Origin of the sequence: Prosthecobacter sp. (assembly GCF_044222345.1) — a bacterium.
Classification (GTDB): Bacteria; Verrucomicrobiota; Verrucomicrobiia; order Verrucomicrobiales; family Verrucomicrobiaceae; genus Prosthecobacter.
In genome coordinates this window covers 154,776-168,706 of sequence record NZ_JBGANL010000005.1, presented here as the reverse complement: position 1 = coordinate 168,706, position 13,931 = coordinate 154,776, and the positions used below count along the sequence as shown (strand labels likewise).

Below are 13,931 nucleotides of genomic sequence, written 5' to 3'. Positions count from 1 at the left end.
CTCCACCCGGCCCTCCACATACTTCGTGCTGCGATACTCGTAGCCTTCGCGCACGCCAAAGGCGTGATATAGCAAACTCTGGCTCATTGCTCCCCTCTGCCATCATCCCGCCTCGTATGCACCAACTTCCCGGATGAACCCAAAAAATGCTATGCGTTGGCATTCGCATAATCGATAGCCGCACGACAAATTTCCCAGAAGCTGCCGGTCTCCATGCTGGCTCCACCGACGAGAGCACCGTCCACATCCTTCTGGCTGATCAGCTCGGCCATGTTGCTAGGCTTCACACTGCCGCCGTACTGAATGCGGATTTTAGCAGCCACGTCGTCACCAAAGAGTTCGCCGAGAACCTGCCGCGTGTACGCGTGGGCCTCCTGTGCCTGCTCAGGGCTGGCGGTGCGACCCGTGCCGATGGCCCAGACGGGTTCATAGGCGATGACGCAGTCGGTGATGCGACGCGGTCCCACGTCCGCAAGGGACTCCCGCAGCTGGCTGCCAAGCACTTGTTCGATCTGCCCATTGTCACGCTCAGCGAGTGTTTCGCCGATGCAAAGGATGGGGTGGATGCGAGCTTCGAGGGCTGCGAGCACCTTGGCGTTCACGATGGCGTTGGTTTCTCCATAGAGGCTGCGACGCTCGCTATGTCCGAGGATGACGTGCTTGCAGCCGCATTCCTTGATCATGCGGGCGCTGATCTCACCGGTGAAGGCACCTGCCGGCTGGGCGCTCATGTTTTGAGCGGCCAGTTCAACGCTCTGCTCGCGTGCATTGATGAGCACGTCCTGGGCCTTGGCCAGGCTGACGAAGGGCGGAGCCACGACGATCTGGACAGGAATTTTGTCAGGCACAAGACGGGCGAAGGCACGGAGGAAATCGTCCGTTTCCTGCGGTGTCATGTGCATTTTCCAGTTGGCGGCGATGATGGGTTTGCGGAAGGGAATGAAGGCCATGGGGAATGTTAAATGAAGAGGTTGGTGGCTGGCGGGGCGATTATTTGTCTTTCAAGCAGGCGACGCCGGGGAGGACTTTGCCTTCGAGGAGTTCGAGGGAGGCACCGCCTCCGGTGGAGATGAAGGTCATTTTGTCACCGAGCTTGGCTTTCTTGACGGCCTTCACGCTGTCGCCACCGCCGATGATGGTCTTGGCGCTGGAATTGGCCGCGACGGCTTCAGCGACGTCAAAGGTGCCCTTGGAGCTTTCCTTGATTTCAAACACGCCCATCGGGCCGTTCCAGATCACGGTTTTGGCCTTGGCGATCTCGTCGGAGAAGAGCTTCACGGACTCAGGGCCGATATCGACGCCTTCCCAGCCGTCAGGGATGCTTTCGCCTGCGGCAGTGAATTTGATGTTGCCGAGCTTCTTCGTGTCGAAGTCGAAGGAATCAGTGATCATCGCGTCCACGGGGATGAGGATTTTCACCCCACGCTCCTTGGCTTTGTCGAGGGCGGCCTGGGCGATCGGCTCCCACTCGGGCTTGTAGAGGCTTTTGCCAATGGTGATGCCCTGGACGATTTTGCGGAAGGTGTAAGCCATGCCGCCACCAATGATGATGGTGTCAGCCTTTTCGAGCAGGCGGTTGATGACGCCGATCTTGTCGTTCACCTTCGCACCGCCGAGGATCACCACGAACGGACGCTCAGGATTTTCGAGTTCGTCGTGCAGCCAGGTCAGTTCCTTCTCCATCAGGAGACCGGAAACGGCAGGCAGGTAATCAGCAATGCCTGCGGTGGAGCTGTGCGCGCGGTGCGCGGAGCCGAAGGCGTCGTTCACGAAGATTTCGGCGAGGTCCGCCATGCCTTTGGCCAGCGTGGCGTCGTTCTTTTCTTCACCGGCATGGAAGCGGGTGTTTTCGAGCAGGAGCACGTCGCCGTTGCCGAGTGCGAGCGCCTTGGCCTTGGCCTCGTCACCGACGCAGTCACTGGCGAAAGCGACCGGCTTGCCGATCAGAGCGCTCAGCGCTGGAGCCACGGGGGCGAGGCTCTGCTTGGGATCACGCTGGCCTTTCGGACGGCCCAGGTGGCTGGCGAGAATGATTTTAGCACCATTTTCGATCAGGAACTTGATGGTCGGCAGTGTCTCCTGAATGCGGGTGGCGTCGGTAATAACCATCTGGCCGTCTTTCTCTTCGAGGGGCACGTTGAAATCGACGCGCACAAAAACGCGTTTTCCGGCGAGGTCGAGGTCACGAATGGTCTGCTTGGGCATGGTGTTTTTTGATGGGGGTAAGCGGGCCGCAAGGCGGCGTGGGGCCGGATTCCTAGCACAGAGCGTGCTCGTTGCGCATGGAATTTTTTTGAAGGCCCGGGAGGCTTTTCCAAAAATAGGGGCGGAACCTACCGCTCATTCAGATCCAGCCGATGAATTTCGACGGGGAGTTCCTGCTCAAGGTATTCGATCAAGCTTTTCACCCGCTGTGGCAGGTGCTCGTGCGCGGCGTGGGCGATCTGCAGATCGATGGGGGCCAGATGCCAGTCTGGGAGCAGTTGCACCAGCCTCCCGGCGGTGATGTCCCGCGCCGCCATCCACTCCGGCAGAATGGTAAATCCAGCGCCTTCGATGGCCGCCTCACGCAAGGCTGTGACGGTGTCCAGCAACATGACAGGCGCGAGCTTGAGTTTTTTGATCTGCTTCGCCCGTTCAAGATCGACCCGGTCGCGCGAGTAGAAATGCGGCTGTAAAATTCCCAGCCAAGGCAGGTCCTTCAAGTCATCCGGGCGTGCAGGCAAAGCATGGCTTTTCAACATGGACGGCGCAGCAACCAGACGCCGGCTAAGCTGGGCCACCTTGCGAATCGTGACCCGACGATCCGTGGGTGCACCGACCATGATACCGCAATCAAAGCCCTCTTTGATGAACTTTGTCGGGCGATTGATCAGGTGAAGCTCAGTGGTGACATCTGGGTGCAGTTTTTGGAACCGTGAGAGCACGCGCGAGACGATCCACTGGCCCACATCGACCACAGAGACCATGCGCAGATGCCCGCGCACAGAGCGGCGTTCGGCACGCAACCGGCTGCCCATGCGATCCGCGAGCAGAAGCAGCTCACGGGCGTCTGACAGCACAATGATTCCGGCCGTCGTCAGGCTCATGGTGTGAGTGTCACGCCGGATGAGCGGTGCGCCGATCTGCGCCTCCAAAGCGGCCAGATGCCGGCTCAGTGTGGGCTGGGCCATGCCGAGCACCTTGGCTGCACGGGAAATGCTTCCTGTGTCGGCGATCTGGACAAATTCACGGACATGCTGGAGGTCATTGAGATTGGTCATTCATTTAGTGTATAAGTGATATGTCGCATATGCACTATTTTAGATGCATCCATCTACGTAACTCTGTCATGCAACGCGCAACGCTTCACTTGATTCCCCATATTCTCACCTGGCGGAATGCCATGGCAGGCCTGCTCTTCATGAGCTGCCTCACCTCCTGCAAACGCGGTGCCCAGGGACCGGGAGGCCCGCCAACGACGGCGACGCCGGAAGTCACCGTGGCAAAACCCATCGCCAAACGGCTCATGGACTGGGATGAATTCACCGGGAGACTGACTGCGCGTGAACGCGTGGAGGTTCACTCGCGCGTCTCAGGCTACATCACCCAGGTCAGCTTTAAAGAGGGTACAGAGGTCAAGGCGGGGGACCTGCTGTTTACCATCGACCCACGGCCATATGAGGCCATTGTGGAACGCGCCGAGGCGATGCTCGCCCAAGCAAAAACGACGGCTGAACTCGCCGGCGTCGAAGCCAAAAACGCCACGGCTCTGCGCCAGGGGCAGGCGATCTCCGTGGAGGAATCGGAACGCCGCCTGAAAAGCGCCACGGGGGAACTGGCCGGTGTGCGTGCTGCGGAGGCGGCCTTGCGCGCCGCCAGGCTTGATCTCGAATTCACCCAGATTCGCGCCCCCATCAGCGGACGCATCAGTGATGCAAGAGTGACCGAGGGCAATCTTGTCAGCGGCGGCACCCAAAACACCACACTGCTGACCACCATTGTCGAGCTTGATCCCATTTACTGTGAGATCGAAGCCGATGAGCGTTCGGTGCTGAAGTACCGCACGATGCACAAGAATGGCGAGCGAGTCAGCGCGATGTTCGAACGGATCCCGGCGGAGATGTCACTGATCAACGAAGATGACTGGCCGCACAAAGGCCAGGTCGATTTCGTGGACAATCAGCTCAATCCAGCCACGGGCACTATTCGTGCCCGGGCGGTGTTTCCGAACACCGACCGTCTGATGGCCCCCGGTTTCTTCGCCAAGGTGCGCATTCCCGGAAGCGGAGAATATGACGGACTGCTCATTCGTGATTCCGCCGTGGGCGATGATCAGGGCAGCAGCTTCGCCTGGGTGCTGGATGCGGAGGACAAAGCCGTCTACCGCCCCATCACCCTCGGGCCCCTGCTCGATGGACTGCGCGTGGTGCGCAGCGGCCTGAAGGCGGATGATCGCGTGGTCGTGCTCGGCCTCATGAGCGTGCGCAATGGTGGCAAAGTGAAGGCGACACCGACGGACATGCTGCCAGTGGCGGCCACCAAGTAACACCTCATGAATTTCGCACGCTTTTTCGTGGACCGGCCCATCTTCGCGGCCGTGCTGAGCATCGTCATCACGATGCTGGGTGGACTCGCCTACGTGTCGCTGCCCATCGCTCAATACCCCGAGGTCATTCCGCCCACCGTGGTGGTTTCGGCGGCTTATCCCGGTGCGGATGCCCGCACGCTGGCCGAGACCGTGTCCACACCGCTGGAGCAGGAAATCAACGGCGTCGAGAACATGCTGTATGTGTCATCCTCCTCCACGAGTGACGGCAAGGTGCAGATCACCGTCACCTTCCGGCTCGGCACCGATCTCAACCAGGCACAGGTGCTGGTGCAAAACCGCGTGAACGCCACGATCTCACGCCTGCCGGAGGAGGTGCGCCGCCTGGGGGTCATGGTGAACAAGCGCTCACCTGACCTCACGCTTGCCGTGCAGTTCTTCAGTCCTGACGGCTCACGCGAAGTCTCGTATCTCAGCAACTACGTCACGCTGCAGATTCAGAATGAAATCGCCCGAATTCCCGGCGTGGCTGAGGCCTCCTCTCTCGGTGGACTTGATTACTCGATGCGGATCTGGCTCGACCCTGAAAAGATCGCCGGGCTGGGTCTGACTTCGGGTGACATTGTGCGTGCGATCCGTGAGCAGAACGTGCAGGTCGCTGCCGGATCGCTCGGTCAGCCGCCTGCCGCCACAGGTTCGGAATTTCAATACACCCTGACTGCGCCGGGGCGGCTGAAGAAGGCGGCGGAGTTTGGCGACATCGTGCTCAAAACTGGCAAGCAGGGGGATGTGGTGCGGCTTGCCAACGTGGCCCGCATCGAACTCGGCTCCCGCGACTACTCCAGCCGCACCTACATGGATGGCTACAATGCCGTGTCTCTCCGCGTGTTCCAGCTTCCCGGCAGCAATGCCATCGAAACCGCCGATGCTGTTTACAAACGGCTCGCACAGCTCAAGGAGCGCTTTCCACCGGGCGTGGATTACAAAATCAACTACGACACCACGAAGTTCGTCCGCGCCTCGATCTCCTCGGTGCTGAACACGCTGATGGAGGCGGTGCTTCTCGTGGTGCTCGTCGTCATCATCTTCCTGCAAAACTGGCGCGCCTCCCTGATCCCGCTGCTGGCGGTTCCTGTTTCACTCATCGGCACGCTGGCGGTGATGCAGTGGCTGGGCTTCTCACTCAACAACCTCTCCTTGTTCGGCCTGGTGCTCGCCATCGGCATTGTCGTTGATGACGCCATCGTCGTGGTTGAAAACGTGGAGCGCAATATTTCCAAAGGACTCGCCCCGCATGAGGCGGCGGTGCGTGCGATGAACGAGGTCAGCGGCGCCGTCATCGCCGTGGCGCTGGTGCTGTGCGCCGTGTTTATACCGACGGGATTCATCAGCGGCATCACCGGCCAGTTCTACCGGCAGTTTGCGCTCACCATCGCGGTTTCCACCGTCATCTCGGCCTTCAATTCGCTCACGCTCAGCCCCGCGCTCTGCGCCATCCTGCTGCAGCCGCACGGTGCGCCGCCGGATTGGTTCAGCCGTGTCTTGAACTTCCTTTTCGGCTGGTTCTTCCGGGGCTTTAACCGCCTGTTCCAGTTCGGCTCTGATCTGTATGCCGGGCTGGTCGGCAAGCTCATCCGTCTGGCGGTGCTGGTGCTCATTGGATATGGCGCCTTGATCGGACTCGCAGGAAAACTGTTCCAGGATGTGCCGGCCGGTTTCATTCCTTCCCAGGACATGGGCTATGCCATCGTGCTGGTGCAGCTGCCGGACGGCGCGGCCTTCGAACGCACCGATGCCGTGGTGCGCCGGATGGATGCCATGGCACGTGAGATTCCTGGGATCGCGCACACGTTTGCCATCTCCGGTTACTCCTCCGTGCTCCAGGCCAACCAGCCCAATGTGGGCGCCGCCTTCCTGGTCTTCGATGCCTTCGACAAACGCCATGGCCCTGAGGTGAAGGGTGAGGGTTTGCTGGCAGTCATCCGCAAAAAATTCTCCACGATTCAAGAAGGCCGGGTGCTGGTGCTTCCCCCGCCACCGCTGCGTGGTCTGGGCAATGCCGGCGGCTTCAAAATCCAGGTGCAGGATCTCAACAACGCGGGCCTGCCGGCTCTGGAGGCGGCCACCCAGAAGCTGCTCGCCGCGGCCCAGCAGGAGCCGGGATTGATTTCTCTCATCACCGGCTTCCGCGCCAAGACGCCGCAGTTCAAACTCGAAATCAACCGCGCGCAGGCGAAAACCATGGGGGTCTCCCTGGCTGATCTGAATGAGGCGCTGCAGGTGTATCTTGGCTCAGTCTATGTGAATGATTTCAATCTCTTCGGCCGCACCTACCAGGTCACCGCACAAGCTGAACCGGCCTACCGCAAAGACCCGACCGACGTTGGCCGGATCAAGATTCGCAACCAGGCTGGTGAAATGGTGCCGCTCGCCGCACTGGTCAAAGTCATCAAGACTGGTGGTGCGGATCGTGTGCAACGCTACAACCTGTACTACTCAGCCGACATCAACGGCAACACGCTGCCGGGCGTCAGCTCCGGACAGATGATCGAAAAGATCGAGCGACTGGCGAAAGACAACCTGCCCGTGGGTTTTGCCATCGAGTGGACTGATCTCACCTATCAGCAGATCCTCGCGGGGGACACGCTCATCTACATCTTCCCGCTCTGCGTGATCTTTGTCTTCCTGGTGCTCTCCGCACAGTATGAGAGCTGGAGCATGCCCATGGCGATCATCCTGATCGTGCCGATGTGTCTGCTCTCCGCCATCGGTGGTGTGTGGCTGCGGGCGCAGGACAACAACATCTTCACCCAGATCGGCCTGGTGGTGCTCGTCGGCCTCGCGGCCAAAAACGCCATCCTCATTGTGGAATTTGCCAAGCAGCTGCAGGACCAGGGCGTGGACCGGGTCCATGCGGCGGTCGAGGCCTGCCGCCTGCGCCTGCGCCCCATCTTGATGACCAGCTTTGCCTTCATTCTCGGCGTGCTGCCGCTCGTGCTCGCCACGGGCGCAGGTGCGGAAATGCGCCAGGCGCTTGGCACGGCGGTGTTCTTTGGCATGATCGGTGTCACCATCTTCGGCCTGCTTTTCACGCCTGTGTTTTATGTCATCCTCCGCGCCTTCGTTGAACGTCGTGAACAACGCAGGTCAGCTGCCAAATCCCCCATGCTTCATGAAGCCCATTAAGTCGTTCTTGTTTCTCATCTGCGTCGTTTCCAGCTGCAACGTGGGCCCGCGTTTCGTCAAACCGCAGCCCAAGATGCCCGCCGACTTCGCCTCACGGGCGAATGCGGCGCATGCTGCCGAGGTGGACGCCACCTGGTGGCGCAAGCTCAATGACAGCACGCTGAACGAGCTGGTGGCGCTGGCAGGTGCCCAGAACAAAGACCTCAGTGCCGCACGGTCACGCCTGCTGGAAGCCCGGGCCCTGTGGCGTGAATCACGCTTCAACTACGCCCCCACCGTCACCTTCGGCTCGACCTATGAGAGCGTCCGGAACGGGGCCACCTCATTTTCGGGGCTGCGCACCCGTGATTTCGAACTGTACCGCACCGGGTTTGACGCCGACTGGGAGCTGGATTTTTTTGGCCGCATCCGCAACTCTGTCAAAGCCGCCAAGGCCAACTCGAGCGCCATGGATGCCAACCTGCATGACCTGCTGATTTCCCTGCAGTCCGAGATCGCCATCAACTACCTGGAACTGCGCGGTGCCCAGGCCCAGCTCACGGTGGCGAATGAAAATGCAGGCAATCAGTCAGACGCCCTGCAAATTGCCGAGGCCTCGCTCAAAGGCGGTCGTGGCACGCAGCTGGATGTCGCCCGGGCCAACGCGCTCTGGAACGCCACTCTGGCGCAAATCCCCACGCATCAGGAAAACATCGCCAAGTCCATCCATCGCATCGCCGTCCTGTGCGGGCAAAACCCCTCCGAACTCCGCCCCCGGCTGCAGAGCAGCAAAAAGCAGCCTGCTGCGCCGGCACGGATCGGCATCGTCAAACCTGCAGAACTGCTGCGGCGGCGGCCTGACATCCGTGTCGCTGAAGACATTCTGGCGGCTGAAACCGCGCGGATTGGCGTGGCGGTCGCTGATTTGTTTCCACGAATCACCTTCAGTGGTCGCATCGACCTTGAGGCGTCCTCCCTGGGCTACCTGACAGGTCGCAATTCAGATGGATTCACCTTGGGTCCACGCATTACCTGGGCCGCCTTCAATCTCGGCCGGGTGCGTCAGCAAATCGCAGCCGCCGGACGCCGCGCCGATGCAGCACTGGCCCGGTATGAGCAGACGGTGCTCCTCGCCCTTGAAGAAGCCGAAAACGCCCTCACGTCCTATGACCGTGAGCGCATTCGCCTGCACCATCTCGAAGCCTCCGCGGCGTCTGCCCGCGAAGCCGCCACTTTGGCGCGCAAACGTTACCAGGACGGCATCGCTGATTTCCTCACCGTGCTTGATGCGGAACGCGTCGCACTTAACGCGCAAAACGACATCGCCCTCAGCCGCACACGAGTCGCAACCGCTTGGGTGCGTATCTACAAGGCCATGGGCGGTGGCTGGAAGAGCTGAGTTTTTTGAAATGGCCGGCCAATGGCTCCAGCCGCAGGCCGGCCTTCATGCCGCCGCTTGATCAAGGGCCGACCATCAGGAGCTGCCCTTCGCTCTTCGGCACACCACCTTTTTTCTCGACGCTCAACGCGAACTTCGCCTCTCCGGTGACGGCTTCGACAGGCTTGAAGGTGGACTTCACGGAGCCTTTGGAGTCCACAGTGACCACGCCGGCGCTCACCGGGTTAGGCTTGGTCGGGTCCACGACCCAGAGCTGGTAATCTTTGTCGGACTCCACCTTCGGCATCTTTTCGAGCATGACCACGCCCTGGCCGCGTTTCTGATCCCAGACGACGAGCATTTCGCTTTTGCGGTACTCCCAGACCTTGCTTTGCAAAGTGGCGATCTGAAGCTGTGACTGCTGCTCCTGCTCTTTGAGCGCCGCCACTTCGGCGGTGAGCCGGGCAATTTGCGCCTTGGCTTCCGTTTCGCGTTGGTTCAGCGTTTCGATCTCCTTCGCCAGCGCCTGTTTTTGCGCCTCAAATTCGTCCCGGCGTTTTTTGAGTTCCTCCTCCAGTGTGCGCGCCTTGCCATCGTCCACCACAGGGGTGGTCGGGTTTATCGGAGCAATGGCACGCGAAGCAGCGGCAAGCTGCTGGGTCAGGCCTGCTTGTTCACGCCACAACCATACCGAGGCGACGGCAAAGCTGGCCGCCAGCGCCCAGCCAATGCCGCCAATGACGACACCGCGTGAAACACCGGCCCCCTTGATGCCTTTGGCACGCATCTTGGCACGGATGCGTTTCTTCATGTCTGCAGGCGGTTCCACCGGCTGGACAAGGTAGGCCAGCTCCGCAGTCGTCTGCTCCAGTTCAAGGGCGAGCGTACGCACTTCCTTGTCGCGCGCGATGGCACCGTCCAGAGCACGCTTCTCGTCGTTCTCGAGCATGTCGAGCGCATTCAGGGCGGCCAGTTCCTCAAATCGTTCCACGTCCATCATGCGCCTCCTTTCAAAAGATCGCGCAGGCGCAGCAGCCCACGGCGGATGTTGGTCTTCACTGTGCCGAGCGGAATGCCCAGCGACTCGGCGATCACATGATGTGTGAGGCCCTTTAAAAAGGCGAATTCGATCAACTGCCGCTGCTCTTTCGGCAGTTCGTTCAGCGCTTTGCCCACCACGTGGACGCGCTCATGGGCCTGCACTTCGTCATCCACGCCAGGAGAGGAAGATGCCCCCAGGGTGCTCTGTTCCAGCGCCGCGCTGTCCACGAGCCGGTTGCGTCGGCCCAGCATGCGCATGCGGTCGATGGCCTTGTGGCGGAACAGCATAGCTGCCCAGGTGAATGCCTTGCTGCGCTCCGGATCAAAAGTCGAGGCACTCTCCCACAGCAGCACAAAACCATCCTGCAGGATGTCTTCGGCCTCGCGCTCGTCATGCAGCATCTGGCGAAGGAGACCAAAGAGGCGCGGTGCCATCCGGTCATAAAGCTGGTCAAAAGCGCGCGAATCCCCGCGTCCAGCACGCTGGAGCAGGTCTTCTTCGCTAAGTTCTGGCTGGCTCATGAGGGGTTTGGGCACGGATCGCGCTGATAAGGCTACGATGCGCGGATTCCATGCCAGAGCTAATGCGGTCACACAAGTTTTTGCGTTATCAAAGACGGTCTGGATTCAAAAAAAGTCACTTTACGTCCACCAGACGGCCATTGCGGGTGAACAACAGGGCAGATTCGATCTGCTCCAGCTTCAAGCCCGTCAGCCGCACGAGCGCCTGGCGGTAGAGCAGGATCTGCGGGCGATAACCCGCCACCTTTTCGGCCAAAGACTCCTCGCCCGCCACCTCATCTGTCTTGAAATCAATCAGTCGCACCGAGTCGCGCTGGACCACCACCCGGTCAAACACACCGCTGATCCAGCTCCCTTGGTGGATCAGGTCAAAGGGACGCTCACGCCATGCCTGCGCCTCAGCCGTGGGCTTGGCAAAGGCAAACGGCGCAGCACCTGACTGCAGCACACCGCGCACCATCGCCAAGGCGGTGGTTTCAACCGCCTCACCACGCAGCAAACCAGATGCCTGCCAGCGCGATTCGAGTTCGGCCATGTCCGATGCGGCATCCCACCACTCCACATGAGCCAGCAGTTCATGCACCAGATTGCCCAGTCTCCGGCCCGGCTCACGCCCTGCGCTGAAGAGCATGCTGCCCTTCACCTGGAAATCTTCCTCTCCCGAGGGCGTCACGCGCTTGGCCAGCGGCTGAAACTCCCGCAGCAACTCCCCCAACGGACGGGACACCACCGCTGTTTCTGGTGTCCGGGGTGCTGCGCCGGGGGCGGTGGCAAACCACTGTGCCTCCCCCGTCTGCCACTCGATCAAATAAGACTCGCCTGCTTCGGACTCACCCGCAACGCCCAGCATCCGGCGCAAAAACTGAGCCTCCCGCATGGATGGCTCTTTTGATTTCGGTGGAGGTTCGGCAATCAAATAAAGGCCGCGTTTGGCGCGGGTCATGGCCACATACAGGCGGCAGAGCGACTCAAAACCCGAACGCTGTTTCGAGGTCTCCAGTTCCTCATCCAGAGCTTCATGCAAAGGCGCGTAAATGCGCGGCGGCTCCTGCAAAACCCAGGAAATGCCCTGCGCATCGCGATTCACGATCAGCGAGCGCCGCCGCACGTGATCCATCGCATCACCGTTCAGATCCGGCAAAATGACCACATCAAACTCCAGCCCCTTGGCCTTGTGCACCGTCATGACCTGCACCGCGTTCGCCGCACCGCGCACCTGCATCGGCATATCGCGTGCATGCTGGAGGAAGGCATCGATGTCGCGGGAACCACCGGCGTCGAATTCGGCGGCCATTTCACCGAACTGACGCAGCCGCAGCTCGTGAAAGGCATCCATCTCCGGAAGCAGCGTGCGCACATGCCGGGTCCAGATTTCCGTGAAACCGACGAAGCCGCGCTCAAATACGGCTTCACGCACCTGATGGCATGTCAGCCGCCAGCCCCGCTCTGGAACCTCGATCTGCGGCCAGAGCGGCGTCATTTTGAGATGCTCCAGCGCCAGGGCATCCCCCGGATGCGCCGCCAGCTGCAGCAGAGAGAGCAGGGCAAGCGTCACCGCATTGTCCGTGGCTGGATGAATTTGCGATTCGCACACGACCTCCATGCCCGTTGTCGCCCGCAGTTCTTCCGCAACTTCATTGGCGCTCTTGTTGCCACGCACCAGCACCGCGCAGGTCAGCCCGCGCTCCAAGGGGCGGATCTCATTCAGCAGCGCCGTCACCGTGGGCGTGGTGGAGGGATTGCGCACCCCTTCTTCATTCGATACGCTCAGCAGCGCCGCGTAACCGCTGAGCTGTCGATTTCGTTCCGCCGCCACATGCTCTTTGAAAGCAAAACCTGCGGTGCAGCCCGGCAGCACCGCTTCGATGGCCGCCGGATTTGCAAACACTGCATTCACCGCATCCAGCACCGCCGGAGCACTGCGGAAGGACTGGCTGAGCGTCTGCGGCTCCAGCCCGTCCTGATCCTGCTGCGGCCATTCACGCAGCACATCGTCAAACAGGCCCGGCTCCGCCTGCCGCCAGAGGTAAATGGACTGTTTCGGATCCCCCACGGCGTAAAAGCTGCGCCTGCCGGAGTCATCCTGCATCACCTCGTCCACCAGCCCGCGCACGACATTCCATTGCACGCGGCTGGTGTCCTGAAATTCATCAAACAGCCAGTGGTCATACCGGCCGTCGAGCCGGAACCACAGATCACCGCTTTCACCGTCCGCCCATTCTGCGCCATCAGCCGTGGCAGCCGCCAGCAGCCGCTGCACATCGGCAAAGGACAGCCGGCCGCGGGAACGCACACGGCGGGCATACTCGGCCTCGTACAACGCCATGAGCGCCGCCATGCCCTGGGTGCGCTGCACCCGGCAGACCAGCTCCTGGTCCAGGATCGCTCCTGCAACCCGCCCCCAGGCGCGCGCGGTTTCGCCGGTGAGTTCCGTTTTTTTGCCACGCCCCCAGCCGATTTCAGCCCGGCCCGCTTTCAGGTCCTTCCAGACGGCGGTCGTTTTATCCAAAAAATACTTCACCCTCAGCGGCGGGGTGGCCCCCGGTTCCAAGGCGGAGGCTTCAGCCAGGAATTCCTCGAAGAACCGGGCGCCCTCATCGGTGCGCGGTATAAAACGATCCCGCAGGTCATTGAGTGCCGCCGTAAGCTGGCCGGCTCCTGCCAGCTCCAATCCAGGCAGCCTGCCCCATGGAGAGCCATCCCCGCTGTCGAGCCAGGTGGCGTGATGATCATTGATCCAGGACTCCAGGCTGCCCGCAGCGCTGCGTTCCTCGATGCCAAAGGTGGCCTGCTTGAAGCCTTCCAGCAGCGCGCGGCCCGCGTGCTCATCACGCGAGGAATGGATGCGCTCCAGCAGGGCATCCAGCGCCTCCCGCCGCGCCTGGGCCGCTTCATTTTCGGCCATGACGCTGGCACCCAGCGGAAGGCCGAGCTCCAGCGGGAAACAGGCGGTGATGTTGGCGAAAAAACTGTCCATGGTCCCCAGACGCAGGCGGTGAAGCTGCTGGGTGACCCTGCGCAGGAGTTCCACAAACTCCGGCCACTGCTCTGGCAGCGGAGCCATGCCTGAGAAGTACTGCGCCGGCTGCTCACCGTGCTGCGAAAGCACGGACAGCCGCTGCAGAATGCGCTGGAAAAACTCCCCCGCCGCCTTGCGCGTGAAGGTCATCGCCGCGATGCGCTCCGGCGGCTGCCCGAGCGCGAGCAGGTGCAGGTGCCGCCGCACCAGCTGGTAGGTTTTTCCAGAACCTGCGGAGGCGGAGACAAGGATGTGGCGGAGGCGGTTCAAAGGTGTGA

Annotated in this window: 9 protein-coding genes; 3 read left to right on the top strand and 6 right to left on the bottom strand. The window is 61.2% G+C overall.

Annotated features, from left to right (window positions below; all coding sequences use genetic code 11):
• Positions 1-149: 149 nt before the first annotated feature.
• From tpiA to ACILSL_RS05195, 3 genes are all read right to left on the bottom strand, one after another.
• A complete protein-coding gene (tpiA, locus tag ACILSL_RS05205) occupies positions 150-950 on the bottom strand; it encodes a triose-phosphate isomerase (RefSeq protein WP_395730942.1) in 801 nt (266 codons plus the stop codon).
• A gap of 40 nt (positions 951-990) precedes the next feature.
• Positions 991-2,205 carry a phosphoglycerate kinase gene (locus tag ACILSL_RS05200; RefSeq protein WP_395730941.1) on the bottom strand — a complete coding sequence of 405 codons (1,215 nt, stop codon included), beginning with the start codon at positions 2,203-2,205 and terminating at the stop codon, positions 991-993.
• 128 nt (positions 2,206-2,333) lie between these two features.
• Positions 2,334-3,263, bottom strand: coding sequence for a LysR family transcriptional regulator (locus ACILSL_RS05195; protein WP_395730940.1), 930 nt, complete (start codon positions 3,261-3,263; stop codon positions 2,334-2,336).
• Positions 3,264-3,331: 68 nt separating this feature from the next.
• Here ACILSL_RS05195 and ACILSL_RS05190 point away from each other — a divergent pair, with 68 nt between their 5' ends.
• The 3 genes from ACILSL_RS05190 to ACILSL_RS05180 are packed head-to-tail and all read left to right on the top strand — an operon-like array spanning position 3,332 to position 9,092.
• A complete protein-coding gene (locus tag ACILSL_RS05190; protein ID WP_395730939.1) occupies positions 3,332-4,528 on the top strand; it encodes an efflux RND transporter periplasmic adaptor subunit in 1,197 nt (398 codons plus the stop codon).
• A gap of 6 nt (positions 4,529-4,534) precedes the next feature.
• Positions 4,535-7,714, top strand: a complete 3,180-nt coding sequence (locus tag ACILSL_RS05185; protein WP_395730938.1) for an efflux RND transporter permease subunit — start codon at positions 4,535-4,537, stop codon at positions 7,712-7,714.
• Complete coding sequence (locus ACILSL_RS05180; protein ID WP_395730937.1) at positions 7,701-9,092, top strand: efflux transporter outer membrane subunit; 1,392 nt, start codon at positions 7,701-7,703, stop codon at positions 9,090-9,092. Before ACILSL_RS05185 ends, ACILSL_RS05180 begins: the two co-directional genes overlap by 14 nt.
• A gap of 61 nt (positions 9,093-9,153) precedes the next feature.
• Here the strand turns inward: ACILSL_RS05180 and ACILSL_RS05175 are convergent, their stop codons facing one another.
• The 3 genes from ACILSL_RS05175 to ACILSL_RS05165 all read right to left on the bottom strand — a co-directional run bounded on the left by ACILSL_RS05175 (position 9,154) and on the right by ACILSL_RS05165 (position 13,923).
• Positions 9,154-10,071 carry an anti-sigma factor domain-containing protein gene (locus ACILSL_RS05175; RefSeq protein ID WP_395730936.1) on the bottom strand — a complete coding sequence of 306 codons (918 nt, stop codon included), beginning with the start codon at positions 10,069-10,071 and terminating at the stop codon, positions 9,154-9,156.
• Positions 10,068-10,649: an RNA polymerase sigma factor gene (locus tag ACILSL_RS05170; protein ID WP_395730935.1), complete on the bottom strand. Its 582-nt coding sequence runs from the start codon at positions 10,647-10,649 to the stop codon at positions 10,068-10,070. Before ACILSL_RS05170 ends, ACILSL_RS05175 begins: the two co-directional genes overlap by 4 nt.
• Before the next feature lie 100 nt (positions 10,650-10,749).
• Positions 10,750-13,923, bottom strand: a complete 3,174-nt coding sequence (locus tag ACILSL_RS05165) for a UvrD-helicase domain-containing protein (protein ID WP_395730934.1) — start codon at positions 13,921-13,923, stop codon at positions 10,750-10,752.
• Between the last annotated feature and the right edge of the window lie 8 nt (positions 13,924-13,931).